Here is an 18,158-nt window from a genome sequence, read left to right as displayed (position 1 = left end):
GTAGCGCTCATTCAGATGACGAACGACACATCCCGGAATCGACTAGACCGTCAGCTGGCCGAAACGGAGCATGCCGGTAGCGGCGTCCTGCTCCGGCGGGAGGTACACACGCTGGATGGCGACCACGATGGCCTCGGCGATCACGTCGCGGAAGGCCGGGTCGGCCAGGCGCGCGGAGTCGTGTGGGTTGGTCACGTAGCCGATCTCGAGGCGGACCGCCGGCATCTTGGTGCGCCGCAGCAGATCCCAGGTCTTGGCGTGGGTGCGGCAGTTCAGCAGGTCGGTACGGGCGACGATCTCGCGCTGCACCAGCCCGGCGAACTGCTCACCGACGCTCGACGAGGCGCCGTGCAGATCGTTGCCGTAGTAGTACGTCGCCACGCCCTGGGCCTCCGGGTTCATCGACCCGTCGGTGTGCAGCGACACGCACAGGTTGGCGTCCGTCTCGTTCGCGAACGCGGCCCGGGCCAACTCGTCCGGCCCCTGGTCCCGTCCCCGGGACAGGTACGCCCGTACGCCGGTCGCACCCAGGCGACCCTCGATCCGGGAGGCCAGGTCGTACGCGACGTCCGACTCGCGCAGGCCGTAGCCCTCCCAGCCGTAGTCGAAACCGCCGTGACCGGCATCGATCACCACGGTTTTGCCGGACAGCCGCGGGCCGGCGGCGCGAACAGCCTCGGAAGCGCGCAACGCATCCGGTCGGCCACCCGTCGCCATCGGCTTGATCCGCTGCAAGGCCTTGAACGTCGATGGTCCACACGTGCCGTCACCCGGCAGGCCCATGTTGCGCTGGAAGTCTGTCACCGCGCGCTGGGTGTCCGGTCCGAAGATCCCGTCGATCCGGGCGACCGCGAAGCCGAGCTCTTGCAGTTTCGCCTGCAGCGCCAGTACGTCGTCACCGGTGAGCGGGTGCGAGACGACGTACGTCAGCAGCCGGTCGCCCAGCCGCCAGCGTGCGTCGTCGATCGCCCGGTACGTCTGCGGGCCGACAACCCCGTCGATCATCAGGCCCCGTTGCTGCTGGAAGCCCCGAACGGCGTGGGCGGTCGCTTCGTCGTAGACGTCGTGACCGCCCGTGAGCAGTCCTAACCGCTGGAGCTTGCCGATGATCTCGGCGACCGCCTCACCGCTGTCGCCGATCCGGTACACGCCGTGGGGGCCAGACGGTGACACTGTCATCAGAAACTGCTCCTTGCCGTGGCGGACGGGGTCCTACCTTGTTTCAGGAGGTGAAGTCGGCCAGCTCCTTCAGCAGCGCCGCCTTCGGCTTGGCGCCGACGATGGACTTGGCCAGCTCACCGTTCACGTAGACGTTGATGGTAGGGATACCCGTAACACGGTAGTTGCTCGGGGTGACCGGGTTCTCGTCGACGTTCATCTTCAGGAAGGTGAGCTTGTCGCTGTGGTCCTGCGCCAGCTCCTCCAGGATCGGGGAGACCTGGCGGCACGGACCGCACCACTCGGCCCAGAAGTCCACCAGCACCGGCTTGTCGCTCTTCAGCACGGTCTGGTCGAACTCGGCGTCGGTGACGGCGTTCATCTTCTCGCCCACGGGCGTAACTCCTTCAGTGGTTGTGAGGTTCAGACGGAGACAGGCTCGGTGGCCGCGGCAGCCGCGGCCGTCGCCTCGTGCTCCAAGGTGGCCAGGAAGCGCTCGGCGTCCAGGGCGGCGGCACAGCCCGTGCCAGCGGCGGTGATCGCCTGCCGGTAGGTGTGGTCGACCAGGTCACCGGCGGCGAAGACGCCCGGCAGGTTGGTCTCGGTGCTGCCTTCCCGGACCAGGACGTAGCCGTCCTCGTCCAGGTGCACCTGACCCTTCACCAGCTCCGAGCGCGGGTCGTGCCCGATGGCGATGAACAGGCCGGTCACCGGCAGCTCCCGGGTCTCACCGGTCACGGTGTCCCGCAGGGTGACGCCGGTCAGCTTGTCGTCGCCGTGGATCGCCGCGACCTCGGAGTTCCAGGCGAAGTCGATCTTGTCGTTCGCGAACGCCCGGTCGGCCATGATCTTCGACGCGCGCAGCTCGCCGCGGCGGTGCACCAGCGTGACCTTCTTGCCGAACCGGGTCAGGAAGGTGGCCTCCTCGACCGCGGAGTCGCCGCCACCGACGACGGCGATCTCGTGCTCGCGGAAGAAGAACCCGTCACAGGTCGCACACCAGGACACGCCGTGGCCGGACATCCGGTCCTCGTCCGGCAGGCCCAGCTTGCGGTAGCCGGAGCCCATGGCCAGGATGACGGCCTTGGCCCGGTGCTCGGTGCCCGCGGAGTCGGTGACCACCTTGATCTCGCCGGTCAGGTCGACCGAGACGATGTCGTCCGCGACCAGCTCGGCGCCGAAGCGCTCGGCCTGCTGGCGCATCTCGTCCATCAGCGCGGGACCCATGATGCCCTGCGAGAAGCCTGGGTAGTTCTCGACGTCGGTGGTGTTCATCAGTGCGCCACCGGCCGTGACAGAGCCCTCGAACACGAGCGGTTCCAGGCGGGCGCGTGCGGCGTACACGGCGGCCGTGTAACCGGCCGGACCGGAGCCGACGATGATGACGTTGCGAACTGCGGAGTCGCTCATGCAGGCGTTTCCTCGTGTCGTCGAGACTTGTACGTCGTACTCAACGGATCCTAGAGGCCGACCATTCCCACGGTACCCATCGCCGGGCCGTGGTGCCGCATCGCCGTCTCAGCGGTTGCGCAGCGTCACCGTGGTGTCGTAGAAGGGGTCGGCGACGCCCCCGGATTCGCTACATCCGGTCACCACGAAGACCTGGATGTCCTGGGCCGACCCGCCCTGCAGACCGATCACCGTGGCGCGCTTGTCGTCGACCTTGGCGGGCTGCACCAGCCGGAGCTGCGGGTTCGGCCGGCCGGCCGCGAAGTTCTTCGCGCAGGCCAGTTCGTCCGCCGAGCCGTTCAGCAGCGTGCCACCGGAGTTCTCCATCCAACGCTGCGCGTCCGGGCCGACATCCGTGGTGGACAGCGTCGGCGCACCGGTCGGCAGCGCGGTCGTCGGGGTTGTATCGGCCGTGTTCGCGGGCGCGTTGTCCTTGATGGCGAAGACCACACCGACGCCGATCGCCGCGACGACCACAACGGCCGCGGCGGCACCGAGCAGCTTAGGGAGGTGCCGACGAGGCTCCTCGCGGATCTGCGCGAGCGAGTGCACGCCGATCGTCGACGAGCGCATCATCGACTCCGAGACGATCACGGCGTCGAGGTGCTCGGCGACGTCGGCCGGCATCGGGATGTCCGTCCGGCCCTCGTCGGCCAGATCCGCGGACAGTTCCAGCAGCGCGTCGAAGGTCTGCTGGCAGTCCGGACACGCCTTCACATGTTCACGAGCCCGGTGGGCCTCGGGTGCGGGTAGCAGGTTCTCGATCAGGTCGGCGATGGTGTCCGTGTCCAGGTGCTCGAGGTGCTCACTGGTCGGAAGACCGGAATCGGTCATCGGGAACTCGCCTCCTCACGGGAGGTGCCCAGGATCGGGCGCGGTGTGCTCATGGCTGAAGTGCTCCGGTCGAGGCATCGGGCAGCGTAGTCGCCAGAACGAGGCGACTCCGCTTCGACGGTGTACCCGCTCATTCGGTTCCCACCGCTTCGGCAGCAGTTTTCGCCGGTACGTCGGGCGCCTCGGAACCGGCTCGAGTGGTCTGCCAGTGTCTGAGCAGTGGCAGCAGCCGGGCCCGTCCACGGGCACAGCGGGACTTCACCGTGCCGGGCGCGCAGCCCAGGATCGCGGCGGCCTCCTCGATCGAGTAGCCCTCCATGTCGACCAGGACGAGGGCACTGCGCTGGTCGGAGTTGATCTGCTTGAGCGCGTTCAGTACGTCGAGCCGGCGTTCGCGGACCTCGGCCGGGTCGTCCTCGGCCGGGCCGGCCAACTCGGCCGCGCGGTCCTCGTCCTCCGGCAGCGGGTCGGCGGCACGGACCTGACGGCGACGGATCCGGTCCAGGCAGGCGTTCACCACGATCCGGTGCAGCCAGGTGGTCACCTTGGCGTCACCGCGGAACGAGTCGGCCCGGCGGAACGCCGAGATGAACGCCTCCTGCAGCGCGTCGGCGGCCTCCTCCGGCTCACCCAGGGTGCGGATCGCGACCGCCCACATCCGGTCCCGGTGCCGCCGCACGAGGTACCCGAACGCGTCCGGGTTGCCCGCGACGTGCAGCCGGAGCAGCTCGTGGTCGTCCAGCTGGTCGTAGCTGACCGGTCCAGCCGGTGCGGCCGGCTGGCCGACGGGTTCGGGCGGCCCGATCCGACTGATCTCGGGTGTCATTTCTGGATTGTGACCTCTGAGATCTCGCCCCGGTACCCGCTGCCGTCCTTCGGGATCTTCGTCAGCCACACCAGAACGTACTGCGTCTGGGTCGGCGCCGACGGAGTCAGGGTCGTCGTCCCCTCGGGCTGGTCCTCCTCGGTGGCGACGGACGTCCAGCCGCTGACCGTGGTCGGCGACTTGCTCGTGTCACCCTTCGGCACCATCAGCTCCAGGCTGGTCTTGTCGCCCTTGAGCGCGACCAGCACCTTCGACACGGCCGTCGGCTCGCCGAGGTCGTAGATGATCCCGACGCCCTCCTTCTGGCCACCGAAGTTCGGCTTGTTCTTGTACGACATCGTGGTCCAGCTCGTGTCCTGCTTGCCGTCGAAGGACTTGTCGACGTCGTCCGGATGCTCGTTGCCGTTGCCGTCCGGCGGCGGGTCGAAGTCCTTCGCGCTGACGATCTTGGCCGGGCCACCGGTCGCGGACGGCGTCGTACTCGTGGCCGGCGGCTTGCTGGCGCCGCTGTCGGTGCCGTCGTCCTGGTCGTTGTTCATCGCGCCCTTGAGCAGGAACTGCGCCATCGCGACCACCGACAGCAGCGCGAGGATGGCGAGCAGGATCAGGATCCGGCCGCCCCACGAGCCCTTCTGCTTCGGCTTCGGGTCGTCGGGCCGGCGTCGGCCGTTCCCGTTCGACGGTGGCGGTGGCGGTGGCTGCCGCCGCATCGGCCGGGTCTCGGCAGCGGTCGAGTACGCCGAGTGCGTCTCGTGCCCGTTGCTGCTCTGGTACGCCGGCGGTGCCGGGTCGAGCGCGGGCGGCGTCGTCTGCGGCACCACCTGGGTGGCGTCGTCGATGCTGCCGTTCTGCCGGGCGACCTGAACGGTCTCGTCCATCTGGTTCGGCGGCTCGTGCGAACTGCCGACGACACCGGACAGCGCGGCGGACAGGCCGGCGGCGCTGGTGATCGGCGGAGTGTGGTGCCGCGGCGGGTTGCTCAGCAGCCGGTCGCAGATGTCGTCCAGGGAGCGCGGTACGCCGGCTCGCACCTGGCGGGGACTGAGGAGACGGCCGTGCTCGAACGGCGCCGGCTGCATCCCCCAGGCCGGGCCGGGACCGGGCCAACGGCCGGTCAGGGAGGCGTAGAGCAGCTCACCGAGCGCATGGATGTCGTGCTCGGGCGAACCCGGGCCGGTGGACCGCAGCGCCGCCTCGGTCGCGAGTCCGACGACCTTGATCGCGCCCGCGTCGGTGACCACGACGGTCGACGGGCTGATCGAGCCGTGGGACAGGCCCGTGCGGTGCAGGTTCTCCAGCGCTTCGGACACCTCGCGCGCGAGCCAGCCGGCCTGTTGACCGGTCAGCGGGCCGGTCGCGAGCATCCGCTCCAGTGGACGGCCGCCCGCCCACTCGCGGACGCAGTACGTGACACCGTCGTGCATGTCGCAGTCGAGCACGCGGAGGAAGCGGGGATCGGCCGCGGCGGCCGCGCGCCGGGCGGCATCGAAGAGCAGGTTGGTCCTCGGGTCGCCGACCGGCAGGATGTCCACGACGACTGCCCGACTGAGTACCTCGTCCACTGCCCGCCACACCCGTGCACCGTCGATCTCCGCGAGTAGCTCGGCGATCCGGTACCGGCCGGCAAGCAGGGCACCAGGACTGACGGTCTGGTTCGACACGGTGTCTCTCGCCCTCCTCGATGCACTGGTCGGCCTGCGTCTGGCGCCCCGGATCCGGTCGGCGGGGACCCGGTCACGATCAGCTGGCGGCCTGACCGCAGCCCCATCGTAGTGCCCCCCTGATCCCTCAAGTGGTGCACGAGTGCACAAGCCATCGGGTTCAGCGGCGTCCGGGCAGCTTCGATGTGACCATGGACACCACGTCGTTGACTTCGTGGATCCTCAGTACCCTTGCCACCCCGGCGTACACCGGGAGCATCACGACGGCGGCCACCGCGAGTTCGAGGATCGCGCCGAGGGGTCCGGACCACTCGACCGCCATGCCGAGCAGCCAGAGCACCCCGCGCCCGGCCAGCACCGCGAGGACGGCGGCGATCACCATCGCGAGCAGCGGCAGCCCGATCCCGGCACCGTGCACCGCCGGCACCTTCCGGCGGAGGACCGGCCGGGACACCAGCACGGCGATCAGGTACGTCAGCGCGTACGCCCCGCCGAGGACGACACCGCTGAACCGGAGGTTCTCCTGGTCCAGTACCACCCGGACCCCGATCACGGCCGCCGCGATGTTCGTCGCCGCGATCACGCACTGCAGGAAGAACGGCGAGCGGGTGTCCTCGAACGCGTAGAAGGTGCGCAGCTGGAAGTACTGCACGGTGAACGGCACGATGCCGAGCGCCAGCGCCATCAGCGTGTACGACATCAGCGTCAGGTTGTCCTTGCCGGATCCGTAGCCGGCGATCACCGTGACGATCGGGTACGCGAACGCGACCATCGCGGCCGCCGCCGGTACGACGATCGCCAGCGTCTGCCGGATCGACCGGGCCGACAACCGTTCCACCTCGGTCAGCTCGCCGTCGGCCGCGAGCGCCGACATCTGCGGCAGCGCGGCGGTCGCGAGCGACACGGTCACGATGCCGTGTGGCACCAGGATGATCAGCATCGCCGTGCTGTAGGCGAACAGACCCGCCTTCGCACCCGGGTCGTCCGACGCGCTACCCGCGATGGCGAGCCGCGTGACCACGGCCAGCGTCACCTGGTTCACCGCTACGAACAGCACGGTCCAGATGCCCAATCGGGCAGTGTGACCCAGACCGGTACCACGCAGACCGAACTTCGGCCGAAACAGGTGCCCGCTCGCCCTCAGGTACGGCAGCAGCACCAGCAGTTGGACGGCGATGCCGAACGTGTGCCCGAGACCGAGCAGCAGCTCCTCGCCATGGCTGTACGTGGCTGGAGGGTCGCCGGTGCGGTAGATCAGCAGGAAGATCACGATCGACGCGCAGGCGACGACGTTGTTCGCGATCGGCGCCCACATCATCGGGCCGAAGCGACGCCGCGCGTTCAGCACCTGGCCGACCAGGACGAACGCGCCGTAGAAGAAGATCTGTGGGAGGCAGAGCCGGACGAACATCACCATCGACGCCCGCTCCGGCGCCCGGGACGGGTCGTCCAGCTCCGACGGCATGTACACCTGGGCGATCGCCGGCGCCAGCAGGACACAGCCGACCGTCACGACAGCCAGTACGACGAAGCCGAACGTGAGCAGACGGTTGGTGAAGTCCTGACCGCCGTCGTCGTGGTTCTTGATCGCGCGGACCAACTGCGGGACCAGCACGGTGTTGAACACGCCGCCGGCCAGCAGGATGTAGAGGCTGTTCGGGATCGTGTTCGCGGCGGTGAAGATGTCGGCCCGCAGCGCCGTGCCGACAGCGGCTGCGAGGAGGGCGATCCGGACGAATCCGAGCAGGCGGGACAGCACCGTTCCGGCTGCCATCACCCCCGCGGAGCGCAGGGTGCGGTCAGCCATCCTTCGAACCGACTCCTTCTGTCAGCGACGCCTCGGGCAGTTCGTCGGGGGCGGGGTCACCGGTCGTCGTGTCGGTGGTGGTGTCGGTGGTGGTGGTGTCGAGGGGAGCCGGGTGCAGCGGGTCGGGGGTGGTGGCCTCGGTCGGGGGGTGTGACGGGCTCTGGCGCTCGGTCCGGATCCGGCGGTAGATGCGGACGAACGACGTACCGAACAGCAGGGCACAGGCCGCGCCGACCAGGACCCAGCCGACGCTGCCGTACTGGCTGGCCTGGATCAGCAGCTCCTCGGAGTCGCCGACCGGACGACCGGACGACGTGATCACCTGCGCGTTGGCGCGGATCAGGCCGTTCTGCTCCGCGCTCGCGTTGATCCGGGGCGTCCACTTCTGGCCCGCGGCCAGGATCCGGCTCTGCTGTGGCTCGATCCGCAGGTCGGTGCGGTTGGCAGGCGTCACGATGATCCCGACCCGGACCGACCACTGCGTGCTGTTCGTGATGGTCAGTGGGAACGTGCCTTTGCTGCCGGCCAGGTTGACCTTGATCTCCCGGCGCTCACCGTTGACCGGGTTGTTGACCAGGTGCACCTTGTTCAGCTGCAGGTTCACCGAGCCCAGCTCGACCGCGGCGAAGTACCGCGCCTCATCCGGGAAGCCGCGCCAGGTGGTCGAGGTGGAGCGCAACAGCGCCTGCGGCATGACCTGCAGGAGGTCGTCCGGGTTCGCCAGCAGGTTCTGCATGGTCGTGGTCGCTTCGTCGAGCCGCTTGATGCCGTCGAGCTGGGCACCGGTCAGGCCGCCGTTCGACTTCGGTGCCGCGGGTGCCTTGGTCGTCGGCGGCCTCGGCGTGCTCGCGACCGCCTGCGCGACGTCGGTGGCCGTGATCCACGACAGAGACAGGCTCCCGGCCAGCGCGGCGGTGGCCTGGCCCTCGACGTCCCAGCCGCGCGGCGGCAGCGCGACCACGGTGGCCGGGTTCTTGTCGTTGCCCTCGGCCGCGATCAGCGCGGTCTCGGCGGCGAACCGCTGCCGGACCTGGAGGGGGCTGTCATCGCTGTCCGCATCGGGACCGCCACTGGTGAGTGCGGAGTCCGCGATGACGGTGCGGACGGTGCGGTTCGGCCCCTCCGGGGTGATGACGTCGTACACCGGGCTGTTGGTCAGCGCCGGGCCGTCGTCCGCGGACCAGGAGGAGCTGCTGACCAGGTTCAGGTCCTGGTCGGTGGCGCCGGCGAAGCCGCCGGACGCAGCGGCGAGGTAGCGGCTGGCCGCGGCACCGCCCTCGAGCCAGAGGCCGTTGGTGAAGGCAGGCGCCAGGTTGTACCGCTCGGTGGCGGTCCGTGCCTGCGCGACCAGCTTCTTCAACGGTTCGCCCGCGTCGAGCAGGCCGGCCACGTCCGGGTCGCCGTACGGGAGCAGGACGACCTGGTTGCCGCGGATGCGGCTCGCCTCGAACTCCTTGAGCCACGCTGCCGCGGTCGCCTGTCCGGTGCCCTTGGCCGTCTGGCCGCCCGCATCGACGATCTCGTACCCCTTGGCCATCTGGCGGACTTCGTCGAGCATCGCGGGATCGACGAGCCAGGTGACCTTGTGCTGCTTGCCCAGGGCGAGCAACCGGCCGAGGGACCCGGTCGGGGACAGCGACTGGGCCAGCGAGTCGTTCGTGAACCGGGACCCGCCGAGCTGGGTCGGCCGGTGCCGCAACGGGATGACGAGGGCGGTGTTCACCCTGCGGGTCAGCGGATCGGAACCGATCACCGGCATCAGCGTGCGAGCACGACCGATGGTGACCCGGTCGCTGTTCGGCGGCTGACCGCGGAACACGACGCCGACGACGTACGCACCGGTGCGGTCGGAGATCCGCCACTGCTCCCACGGCACGGTGAGGGTGAACTCCACCGATGCCTTCGGTGCCAGCGGCTGCTCGAAAGGCTGGAACGCCGTTCCGTCGGTCAGGTTGGCGCAGCTGTTGCGGTCCCGCATCGCGACGTCCTGCTCGGCGGACACGTCGGCGATGTCGGCCGCGCTGGACAGCCGGGTCCGGTCGATGCAGGCGAGCGCCTGGGGCTCGTCGAACGTCACCGAACTGTTGTTCGTCACCCGGCCCTTGATCACCACGGGGTTGCCGGGTTTCGGTGCCACCGGCGCGAACGAGTCGATGCTGACGTCGACAGTCAGTTCGTCGCCGGGCGCCGCGGCGGTCGGCTGGACGCCGAGGAACGCTGCGCAGGCAACAACCAGCAGGCCCGCACCCGCCGCCGCGGAGAGCCTCAGTCGCCGTCTGAACACGCCGTCACCGTAACCTAGTTCCCCGTGTCACCCTTTGCCGACCAGTCAGCCTCTGCCGGATCGTTGTCCGCCGTCCAGCAGCAAGCGGTCCAGTCCCTGCTGCGGATCGCGCCGGTCGTCGACGAACTCGGCAGCCGCTTCGCCGCCGCCGGCCACGAGATCGCCCTGGTCGGAGGACCCGTCCGGGACATTCTCCTGGGCCGCGGGAGCAAGGACCTGGACTTCGCCACGTCAGCGCACCCGGACGTGGTCGAGCGGTTGCTGTCCGGCTGGGCGGACCATGTCTGGGACATCGGCAAGGCGTTCGGCACCATCGGTAGTCGCAAGGGTGAGTGGGTCCTGGAGATCACGACCTACAGGTCGGAGTCCTACGATCTCACCTCGCGCAAGCCGGAGGTCGCGTACGGCGACAGCCTCGAGGGCGACCTGGCCCGCCGCGACTTCGCCATGAACGCGATGGCGGTACAGCTCCCGTCGCACCGGTTCGTCGACCCGTACGGCGGCATCCAGGACGTCGCGAGCAAGACGATCCGTACGCCGGGCACCCCGGAGGACTCGTTCTCCGACGACCCGCTGCGGATGATGCGGGCGGCCCGGTTCGCCGCGCAGCTCGGGTTCACCCCGGACCCGGCGGTCGTGGCCGCGATGACCGCGATGGCCGAGCGGATCACGATCGTGTCGGCCGAACGCGTCCGCGACGAACTGGTCAAGCTGATCTGCTCCGACCACCCGCGGATCGGCCTCGACCTGCTGGTGTCCACCGGCCTGGCCGATCACGTCCTGCCCGAGCTGCCGGCGCTGCGGCTCGAGGTGGACGAGCACCACCGGCACAAAGATGTGTACGAGCACTCGCTCACCGTCCTCGATCAGGCCATCGACCTCGAATCCCGCCTTACTGTTCCGACGCCCGATTTCGTCGTCCGGTTCGCCGCACTGATCCACGACATCGGCAAGCCGAGGACCCGGCGCTTCGAGGGCGCGGGCAAGGTCACCTTCCATCACCACGATGTGGTCGGCGCGAAGCTCGCCCGCAAGCGGATGAAGGCGCTGCGCTTCAGCAACGAGCAGATCGACCAGGTCGGCAAGCTCGTCGAGCTCCACCTGCGCTTCCACGGGTACGGCACCGGCGAGTGGACCGATTCCGCCGTACGGCGCTATGTCCGCGACGCCGGCGACCAGCTCGACCGGCTGCACATCCTCACCCGCGCCGACTGCACCACCCGCAACCGGCGCCGGGCCGAGGCGCTGCGGGCGGCGTACGACGACCTCGAGGCGCGGATCGAGCGGCTCCAGGAGCAGGAGGAGCTCGATGCCCTGCGCCCCGATCTCGACGGCAACCAGATCATGGAGATCCTCGGCATCGAGCCCGGCCGCGACGTCGGCGCGGCGTACAAGTTCCTGATGGACCTCCGCCTCGACCAGGGCCCGATCGGCCCGGACCGCGCTCGCGAAGCGCTCCTGCAGTGGTGGTCGGAGCGCTCCTGAGCGTTCCGCGCGTGTACTGACGGCGGTACCGTCGGTGGATGGAGTGGCTGTTGGCTGCCCTGGGGGCTGGTGGGTTGGCCCTGGCGGCCCGCTTTCTGTGGGTCCGGCGGGGATCGAGGCGCCTCGATCGCGCCGAGCTCGAGCAGATCCGCGTGCTCGCGGACGACGATGTCACGCTGCTCGGGGAAGAGCTCCGGCGGCTGGGCGAACGGGTCGCGGGTCGTGACCTGGATGCCGAGGCACGGCATGACTACCAGCAAGCGCTCGACGCCTACCAGTCCGCGCAGCGATCGGTGCGGGAACTGAAGTCGGCGGAGGACATCAGCACGATCACCGACACGCTCGCCGGCGCTCGCTACGCGATGGTGTGTGTCCTGGCTCGCGTCGACGGCCGGCCGATCCCGGAGCGGCGGGTGCCGTGCTTCTTCAACCCGCAGCACGGCCCGTCAACGACGGACGTGGTCTGGACCTGGCCGGGTCGAGGCACTCGCACGGTGCCGGCGTGCGCACAGGATGCGGCCAGGGTGAAGGTGCACGACGATCCCGAGATTCGCTACGTCCGCTACGGCACGCGGCGGGTTCCGTACTGGGAGGCCGGTACCGCAGTCGCGCCGTACGGCCGTGGCTACTTCACGCACGGCGGGGGCGCCACCTTCATCGCGTTGGCTGCGTTCGAAGGCCAGTCCGGCGCGCCCGGCGGCTGGGGAGGCTGGGACGGCGGGATCGGCCACGGCGGGTTCGACGGGGGCCATGGCGGCTTCGACGGTGGAGGCGACGGCGGCGGAGGCGGCGACGGGTGAACGCCTGGAACCTACGAGCCCTGATCGGGGCACGACGTGCCAGCACCCTCGCACTGATGCGGACCCTCACCGAGGAGGACGTCTCGGAGCTGGGCGCGGAGGTCGGCAGCCTATCGACCCAGGCGATGGACCGCGACAGCCGCCGCAACTACGTCGGCGCCCAGCAGGCGTACGCCGCCGCGAGGGGAGTGCTGGCCGAACTACAAGGCACCGAGGCAATACATGCCGCGACGGAGGCGGTGGCGACGGGACAGTACGGGCTGCTCTGTGTCCGTGCCCGACTTGCCGGAGAGCCCGTTCCCGAGCGCCGGGTGCCGTGCGTCTTCGACACGAGGCATGGTCCGTCCATCATTGATGTGCTGTGGGGCGACTCGGATCGCGTTCGGCTCCCGGCCTGCGCCGACGACGCTGCCCGGCTGGAGGCTGGCGACCAACCGCTCGTCCGCGACGTGGAGTACTCCGGACGTCGGATGCCGTACTGGCAGGTGGGCGCTGGGCTCGCGCCGTACGCGACCGGGTACTTCGGCTCCGGTGCGGCGGGCGCCGCTCAGCAAGCGCTCGCGCTGTTCGAGGGTGGGCCGCCCGCGAGACTTCACACAGCCGGCTGACGCTCAGATCTCTTGTGGGTGCAGGGCTGCGTAGGCCTCGGTGATCGTGTCGAGTGAGGGCGGATGTGCGGCGTACGTCGTGGTGCCTTGCTTGGTGGTGATCGAGGCGACCGGGAGGGCCGGGTCGATCGAGTTGGTCAGATAGGCGGCGTCGTACGACGGGAGGTCCGCGAGGGGGATCGGGGTGGTGGCGAAGTCGGGCAGGCCTTGCTGCAGGAGCTGCTGGCGGATGCCTGGCAGGACCGGCGCGGCCGGGAACACGATCGTGGTGCCGCGGGCGAAGCAGATGTTCCAGATCGAGGCCTCGGAGATCTCGCCGGTGGAGGTGTGGAAGATCGCGTCGTCGTACCCGGCAGCCTCGGCCTGGCGGCCGTAGTACACGAGGTCGAACGTGCCGGTGTGCTTGAGGTGCGGGACGGCACGCTCATGCTCGAACGCGAGCAGGCGTGGCGGCTGTACGCCGGGCTCGATCGGTGGGCTGACGCGGATGAGCAGACTCGGCTCGCCGTCGGAGGCGAAGACATTGACCCGGACAGAGAGGTCGCCGGAGCCGGCGCGCTCGAGCGCGGTCCGGAGGTCGGCGCGGACGCGGTCGGCAGGGACCGGGCGGCCGAAGACCTCGCGGGAACTGCGGTCGAGACGCTCGAAGTGCAGGTCGAGGCCGTCGACCCGGCCGGCCCGGACCTGCATCGAGGTGAAGTGTCCGTAGCTGGTTGCCCGGAGCAACGCAGCGTCGACGGTGCGGAGCGGTTCGCCGTTGAGCAGGAGCAAGTCGGTCACACCGACAGTCTGACCTGAGCGGACCAGCGGCCCGTCTGGTCTACCCTCGCGCTGTGGACGTCTTGAGCATCATCGGGTGGGGCGGATCCGCGCTGGTCGTCGCGTCCCTGCTGCAGGCGCGGATCCTGCGACTGCGGGTCCTGAACCTGATCGGCTGCGTGATCCTGGTCGGGTTCAACCTGGCGATCGGGGTGTGGCCGATGGTCGGCATGAACGCCGTCCTGGCGGTGATCAACGTGGTGCACCTGTGGCGCCTCCTCCGGCACCGGCACGACGAGGCCGAGTACCAGGTGCTGCAGGTCAACGACACCGACGCGTACCTGGGTCACGTACTGGCGCAGCACGAGAAGGACATCGGCCGGTTCAACCCCGGCTTCACGCCGAGCTCCAGCCCGTACGCGTTCCTGGTCCAGCACGGCGACCGAACCGTCGGCGTCGTCCTCGCCCACGACGCGGGCGACGGCCGGGCCCAGATCGATCTCGACTATGTGCTGCCGAAGTACCGCGACTTCACCCCGGGCGAGTTCGTCTACCGCCGCAGCGACGTCTTCACCGACCACGGCTTCCGCCAGGTCCTGGCCCCACCCCGCATGCGCGAGTCCACGCCGTACCTCAACAAACTCGGCTTCCACCCCGACGGCGAAGACCTCGTCCTGAACCTCTAGAAAACCCTGCCCAAAGTTGTAGAGCTGTATTTATTATAAGTATAGTTCTCAAACATGAAGAAGCCTGAGCGCATCTTCGCGCGCGATGCCGAGTGGGATCACCTGGTCCGGTTCGCGAGCCGGACCAAGGACCGTCCACAGTTGGCTGTCATCAGCGGCCGGCGGCGGCAGGGCAAGACGTTCCTGGTGCAAGGGCTGGCCGAGGAAGCGGCCGGGCTGTATTTCGGGGCGACCGAAGCGACGGAGGCCGAGTCCCTCGCTCTGTTCGCGACGGCGGTCGGCACGCATCTGGACCTGTCCTCCCCGCCCCGGTTCGACAGCTGGGACGACGCTGTCCGGTTCCTGTTCTCGATCGATCCGGCCCGTGGGCCCTTCGTGATCGACGAGTTCCCGTACCTGAGCAAGGTCTCGCCGGCACTGCCGTCGATCCTGCAGCGCGAGCTGGATCAGGCCGCGTCCGGCGGGCGTCGGACCTCCGTGCTGCTGTGCGGTTCGGCGATGTCGGTGATGGGGGGACTGTTGTCCGGCAACGCTCCGCTCCGCGGCCGGGCGAGCCTGGAGCTGGTGGTCCGGCCGTTCGACTACCGGTTGGCGGCGGAGTTCTGGGACCTGGCCGATCCGAAGCTCGCGGTGCTCGTGCATGCGGTGGCCGGCGGCACCCCGGCGTACCGGCGCTTCGTGGACGACGACATTCCGGCGTCGGCGGGCGACTTCGACGACTGGATCCTGCGGACCGTGCTCAGCCCGGTGAACCCGCTGTTCCGCGAGGCGCGGTACCTGTTGGAGGAGGAGATGGACGTCCGCGACAGTGCGCTGTACCACTCGGTGCTCGCAGCAGTTGCCGCAGGCAACAGTACGCGCGGTGGGATCGCGAACTACGTCGGCCGGAAGGCGACCGACATCGGACATCAGCTGACGGTCCTCGAAGACAGCGGCCTCCTGCGGCGCCGGGAGGACGTGTTCCGCGCCCGGCGATCCACCTATCACGTGGCCGAGCCGCTCGTGGTCTTCTACCACGTGGTGATGCGGCCGCAGTGGGGACTGCTGGAGAGCGGCCGGGCCGAGAACGTCTGGGAGGCGGCCAGAGCACGGTTCTCCTCGCAGGTCGTCGGCCCGCACTTCGAGCAGCTCTGCCGGGACTTCGCGCTGGCCGCACCGCCGGAGCTCTTCGGCGAACTGCCGGGACAGATCGGTGCCGGCGTCGTACCGGATCACAGTCGGCGCAGTCAGATCGAAGTGGACGTCGTGGTGCTGGCTCCGGCTGTTCCCGGGCAGCGCCGCAAGCTGCTGTCCCTGGGTGAGGTGAAGTGGGGCGAGGTGATGGGGCGGCGGCACGTCGAGCGACTGGAGCGGGCCCGGCTGTTGCTGTCGCGGAGCTACGACACCTCGGAGACGAAGCTCGCGTGCTACAGCGGTGCCGGCTTCGAGTCGGGTCTCGATCCGGAGGTGCTCACGATCGGGCTCGACCGTCTCTACAAATCCTTGGCGTAGCAGAGGGAGGCTGGTTCGGTTTCGAACGGTGGGTACGGCGGGGTGGGGGTGTAGCCGTGGTTCGTGTAGAGGGCGATGGCTTGGGTTTGGTGAGTGCCGGTCTCGAGGCGGAGTCGGGTGAGGCCGGTGGCGCGGGCCTGCGACTCGACCGCTTCGAGGAGGATCCGGGACAGACCCCAGCCGCGTGCGGACGGTTCGACGTACATGCGCTTGATCTCGCCGACGCCGGGGGAGACGGGTTGCAGGCCGACGCAGCCGACCGGTGTGCCGTCGAGGACGAGCAGGGTGAAGGAGATGTCGGCGTGCAGAGCGACGAGCGGCTGGTCCTCGCCGTACATCGCGGCGAGCTCGGCCTGCTGAGCGGTGGTCAACGCGACCAGCGCGGGGTCGGTGCCGGGGACCGCTCGGACCTCAAGTCCCTCGATCTGCTCCGTCGTCATGCCTCCGGACGGTAGCAACCTGGCATGACGCTGCTGTTTCCGTTTCCTCTCCCGCACCACAGACAGGCGTGAGGCAACCCAGCGCAACCCACTGGCCGCGCTGAGCTGCTTCACGCTCGACGTGCTGATCGACGCGAGGTTGTCTACGCGTCTCTGACGGGTTGGTAGGTGAGGAGGACAATGCCGTTTCCGATCGTGCGGGTTTCGATGAGGCGCAGGGGCTTGACGAGACTGGTCTCGCCGAAGAGCCGTCCGCCGGCCCCGACCACGATCGGGTACGTCATCAGCCGCAGTTCGTCGACGAGGTCGTGCTCGATCAGCGTGGGCACGAGGCTGCCGCTGCCGTAGACCACGATCTCCCCGTCCACCTGTCGCTTCAGCGCCGCGACCTGCTCCACTACGTCACCCTTCAGGACTGTCGAGTTGCTCCAGTCGGGACCTTCGAGGGGTGAGGACGAGACGACGTACTTCGGCACACTGGCCAGCCGGTTCGCCCAGACGTCGGTGCGGGTCGTCCAGCCGCGTGCGATGAACCAGTGGTACGTACCTCGTCCCATCAGCAGCGCGCCGGCACCCAGCGCCTCCGCGATTTCGGCCTTGGCCCACTCCTCGCGATCGCGGTCGGTGATCCAGGTGAACCAGCTGCCGCGCCCGAGGCCCTCGTCACCGGTCGCGTCCTCGATGACTCCGTCGACCGAGATGTTCTCGCTGACGACGATCTTTCCCATGTCATGCTCCTTCGTCGATTTGTCGCTACGACTGGTGCAGACGCCGCGCCGGCGACGAAGGGGGCGCCCCTTTCGGGACTCGGCCGGCGTCCGTACAGAGTGGAAGCACCAGCGAGGGCGAGAGTGGAGTCGATGAGAGCGGACCTGATCAGCAGGGCGCAGAGCGGGGACGGCGACGCGTTCCGGGCGTTGACCGAGCCGCACCGCCGCGAGTTGCACGTGCACTGCTACCGGATGCTCGGCTCGTTCCAGGACGCCGAGGACGCCCTGCAGGACACCCTGTTGTCGGCCTGGCGAGGTCTCGGCACGTTCGAGGGCCGCGCCTCGATCCGCACCTGGCTCTACCGGATCGCCACCAACCGATGCCTCAGTGCGCTGCGCTCGGCCAGCCGGCGTCCGGCCAAGGAGTGGGACATCCCAGGCATCGAACCGCCCGAGCCGACCCGGCTCGGCGAAGTCGCCTGGCTCGAGCCGTACCCCGACGATCTTCTCGAGGATGCGATCAACCTGCCGCTCGGCCCGGAGGCCCGCTACGAGCAGACGGAGTCCATCTCCTTGGCTTTCGTGACTGCGCTGCAACTGCTGCCACCGCGTCAGCTCGCCGTGCTCGTCCTGCGCGACGTCCTCGGATTTCACGCGCGGGAGACGGCCGACATGCTGGACACGACCGTCGACTCGGTCAAGAGCGCCCTCAAGCGGGCGCGTGCCGGCCTGCAGCAACGGCGGCCGGACGCTGCCGTCGCAGGGTCGCCTGCCGAGGACGCGCTCGTGGCGAGGTTCGTCAGCGCGTACGAGTCGGCCGACATCGCCGCGCTGGTGGACCTGCTGACGGACGACGTGTTCATGTCGATGCCGCCGCTGCCGCTCGAGTACCAGGGCCGGGACGTCGTGGGACGCTTCTGTTCCGACTTGTTCGGGACGGGGCGCAGGTTCGATCTCGTACCGACCCGGGCCAACGGGCAGCCGGCGTTCGGGATCTATCTGCACGCTCCGACCGGCGTCCGCCACGGCACCGGCCTGCTCGTCCTCACTGTTGCCGGCGACCGGATCTGCGCCATGACCCGGTTCGAGAACAGCGTGTTCCCGTCGTTCGGACTGCCCCGATCACTGCCCGGACCGCGGGACCCGGGATAGGGCCGACG

The 18,158-nt window shown here is 69.2% G+C and carries 17 protein-coding genes; 6 read left to right on the top strand and 11 right to left on the bottom strand.

The features are described from left to right. Window positions 1-42: 42 nt before the first annotated feature. From ACGFH6_RS20400 to ACGFH6_RS20365, 8 genes are all read right to left on the bottom strand, one after another. Complete coding sequence (locus ACGFH6_RS20400; RefSeq protein WP_393385896.1) at window positions 43-1,179, bottom strand: N-acetylmuramoyl-L-alanine amidase; 1,137 nt, start codon at window positions 1,177-1,179, stop codon at window positions 43-45. Window positions 1,180-1,222: 43 nt separating this feature from the next. Continuing rightward, window positions 1,223-1,552, bottom strand: coding sequence for a thioredoxin (gene trxA / locus ACGFH6_RS20395; protein WP_131363288.1), 330 nt, complete (start codon window positions 1,550-1,552; stop codon window positions 1,223-1,225). A gap of 29 nt (window positions 1,553-1,581) precedes the next feature. Continuing rightward, complete coding sequence (trxB, locus tag ACGFH6_RS20390) at window positions 1,582-2,568, bottom strand: thioredoxin-disulfide reductase (RefSeq protein WP_393385893.1); 987 nt, start codon at window positions 2,566-2,568, stop codon at window positions 1,582-1,584. Between the two features lie 108 nt (window positions 2,569-2,676). Beyond that, window positions 2,677-3,441: an anti-sigma factor family protein gene (locus ACGFH6_RS20385; protein ID WP_393385890.1), complete on the bottom strand. Its 765-nt coding sequence runs from the start codon at window positions 3,439-3,441 to the stop codon at window positions 2,677-2,679. A 130-nt stretch (window positions 3,442-3,571) separates the two neighbouring features. Continuing rightward, the gene (gene sigM / locus ACGFH6_RS20380; RefSeq protein ID WP_393385888.1) at window positions 3,572-4,267 is read right to left on the bottom strand and encodes an RNA polymerase sigma factor SigM; all 696 of its coding nucleotides are present in this window, start codon (window positions 4,265-4,267) and stop codon (window positions 3,572-3,574) included. Continuing rightward, window positions 4,264-5,928 carry a protein kinase family protein gene (locus tag ACGFH6_RS20375; protein ID WP_393385885.1) on the bottom strand — a complete coding sequence of 555 codons (1,665 nt, stop codon included), beginning with the start codon at window positions 5,926-5,928 and terminating at the stop codon, window positions 4,264-4,266. Before ACGFH6_RS20375 ends, sigM begins: the two co-directional genes overlap by 4 nt. A gap of 160 nt (window positions 5,929-6,088) precedes the next feature. Next, on the bottom strand, window positions 6,089-7,735 hold the full coding sequence (gene murJ / locus ACGFH6_RS20370) for a murein biosynthesis integral membrane protein MurJ (RefSeq protein WP_393385882.1): 1,647 nt from the start codon (window positions 7,733-7,735) through the stop codon (window positions 6,089-6,091). Beyond that, the gene (locus ACGFH6_RS20365; RefSeq protein ID WP_393385879.1) at window positions 7,728-10,019 is read right to left on the bottom strand and encodes a hypothetical protein; all 2,292 of its coding nucleotides are present in this window, start codon (window positions 10,017-10,019) and stop codon (window positions 7,728-7,730) included. The genes murJ and ACGFH6_RS20365 overlap by 8 nt, the downstream gene beginning before the upstream one ends. A 24-nt stretch (window positions 10,020-10,043) precedes the next feature. Here ACGFH6_RS20365 and ACGFH6_RS20360 point away from each other — a divergent pair, with 24 nt between their 5' ends. From ACGFH6_RS20360 to ACGFH6_RS20350, 3 genes are read left to right on the top strand one after another with little or no spacing between them, the layout of a single operon-like run. Next, entirely contained in the window at window positions 10,044-11,504 is a 1,461-nt protein-coding gene (locus tag ACGFH6_RS20360) for a CCA tRNA nucleotidyltransferase (RefSeq protein ID WP_393385877.1), read from the top strand. Between the two features lie 38 nt (window positions 11,505-11,542). Beyond that, a complete protein-coding gene (locus ACGFH6_RS20355) occupies window positions 11,543-12,304 on the top strand; it encodes a hypothetical protein (protein ID WP_393385875.1) in 762 nt (253 codons plus the stop codon). A gap of 56 nt (window positions 12,305-12,360) precedes the next feature. Next, window positions 12,361-12,912 carry a hypothetical protein gene (locus ACGFH6_RS20350; protein ID WP_393385872.1) on the top strand — a complete coding sequence of 184 codons (552 nt, stop codon included), beginning with the start codon at window positions 12,361-12,363 and terminating at the stop codon, window positions 12,910-12,912. Between the two features lie 3 nt (window positions 12,913-12,915). Here ACGFH6_RS20350 and ACGFH6_RS20345 read toward each other — a convergent pair whose 3' ends face one another. Continuing rightward, entirely contained in the window at window positions 12,916-13,692 is a 777-nt protein-coding gene (locus tag ACGFH6_RS20345; protein WP_393385870.1) for an aminotransferase class IV, read from the bottom strand. 53 nt (window positions 13,693-13,745) lie between these two features. On the opposite strand from ACGFH6_RS20345, the gene ACGFH6_RS20340 reads away from it, so the two are divergent. Together ACGFH6_RS20340 and ACGFH6_RS20335 are read left to right on the top strand one after the other, a co-directional pair. After that, window positions 13,746-14,357, top strand: coding sequence for a hypothetical protein (locus ACGFH6_RS20340; RefSeq protein ID WP_393385867.1), 612 nt, complete (start codon window positions 13,746-13,748; stop codon window positions 14,355-14,357). A 54-nt stretch (window positions 14,358-14,411) separates the two neighbouring features. Beyond that, the gene (locus tag ACGFH6_RS20335; RefSeq protein ID WP_393385864.1) at window positions 14,412-15,848 is read left to right on the top strand and encodes an ATP-binding protein; all 1,437 of its coding nucleotides are present in this window, start codon (window positions 14,412-14,414) and stop codon (window positions 15,846-15,848) included. On the opposite strand, the gene ACGFH6_RS20330 is transcribed toward ACGFH6_RS20335, so the two are convergent. Then, the gene (locus ACGFH6_RS20330; RefSeq protein WP_393385862.1) at window positions 15,830-16,288 is read right to left on the bottom strand and encodes a GNAT family N-acetyltransferase; all 459 of its coding nucleotides are present in this window, start codon (window positions 16,286-16,288) and stop codon (window positions 15,830-15,832) included. The two genes, ACGFH6_RS20335 and ACGFH6_RS20330, sit on opposite strands and share 19 nt — an antisense overlap. Window positions 16,289-16,431: 143 nt before the next feature. Then, complete coding sequence (locus tag ACGFH6_RS20325) at window positions 16,432-17,016, bottom strand: dihydrofolate reductase family protein (protein ID WP_393385859.1); 585 nt, start codon at window positions 17,014-17,016, stop codon at window positions 16,432-16,434. A gap of 132 nt (window positions 17,017-17,148) precedes the next feature. Here ACGFH6_RS20325 and ACGFH6_RS20320 point away from each other — a divergent pair, with 132 nt between their 5' ends. Continuing rightward, window positions 17,149-18,150, top strand: a complete 1,002-nt coding sequence (locus ACGFH6_RS20320) for a sigma-70 family RNA polymerase sigma factor (protein WP_393385856.1) — start codon at window positions 17,149-17,151, stop codon at window positions 18,148-18,150. Window positions 18,151-18,158: the final 8 nt, after the last annotated feature.

This window comes from Kribbella sp. NPDC049227 (assembly GCF_043197265.1).
In the GTDB taxonomy this organism is placed as follows: domain Bacteria; phylum Actinomycetota; class Actinomycetes; order Propionibacteriales; family Kribbellaceae; genus Kribbella.
This window is presented reverse-complemented; position numbering and strand designations above follow the sequence as displayed.

Coding starts and splice junctions, on each gene's coding strand:
- ACGFH6_RS20400 (WP_393385896.1), bottom strand. CDS start 1,179: ATGACAGTGTCACCGTCTGGCCCCCACGGCGTGTACCGGATCGGCGAC.
- ACGFH6_RS20350 (WP_393385872.1), top strand. CDS start 12,361: ATGCGGACCCTCACCGAGGAGGACGTCTCGGAGCTGGGCGCGGAGGTC.
- trxB (WP_393385893.1), bottom strand. CDS start 2,568: ATGAGCGACTCCGCAGTTCGCAACGTCATCATCGTCGGCTCCGGTCCG.
- ACGFH6_RS20385 (WP_393385890.1), bottom strand. CDS start 3,441: ATGACCGATTCCGGTCTTCCGACCAGTGAGCACCTCGAGCACCTGGAC.
- sigM (WP_393385888.1), bottom strand. CDS start 4,267: ATGACACCCGAGATCAGTCGGATCGGGCCGCCCGAACCCGTCGGCCAG.
- murJ (WP_393385882.1), bottom strand. CDS start 7,735: ATGGCTGACCGCACCCTGCGCTCCGCGGGGGTGATGGCAGCCGGAACG.
- ACGFH6_RS20355 (WP_393385875.1), top strand. CDS start 11,543: ATGGAGTGGCTGTTGGCTGCCCTGGGGGCTGGTGGGTTGGCCCTGGCG.
- ACGFH6_RS20320 (WP_393385856.1), top strand. CDS start 17,149: ATGAGAGCGGACCTGATCAGCAGGGCGCAGAGCGGGGACGGCGACGCG.
- ACGFH6_RS20335 (WP_393385864.1), top strand. CDS start 14,412: ATGAAGAAGCCTGAGCGCATCTTCGCGCGCGATGCCGAGTGGGATCAC.
- ACGFH6_RS20325 (WP_393385859.1), bottom strand. CDS start 17,016: ATGGGAAAGATCGTCGTCAGCGAGAACATCTCGGTCGACGGAGTCATC.
- ACGFH6_RS20330 (WP_393385862.1), bottom strand. CDS start 16,288: ATGACGACGGAGCAGATCGAGGGACTTGAGGTCCGAGCGGTCCCCGGC.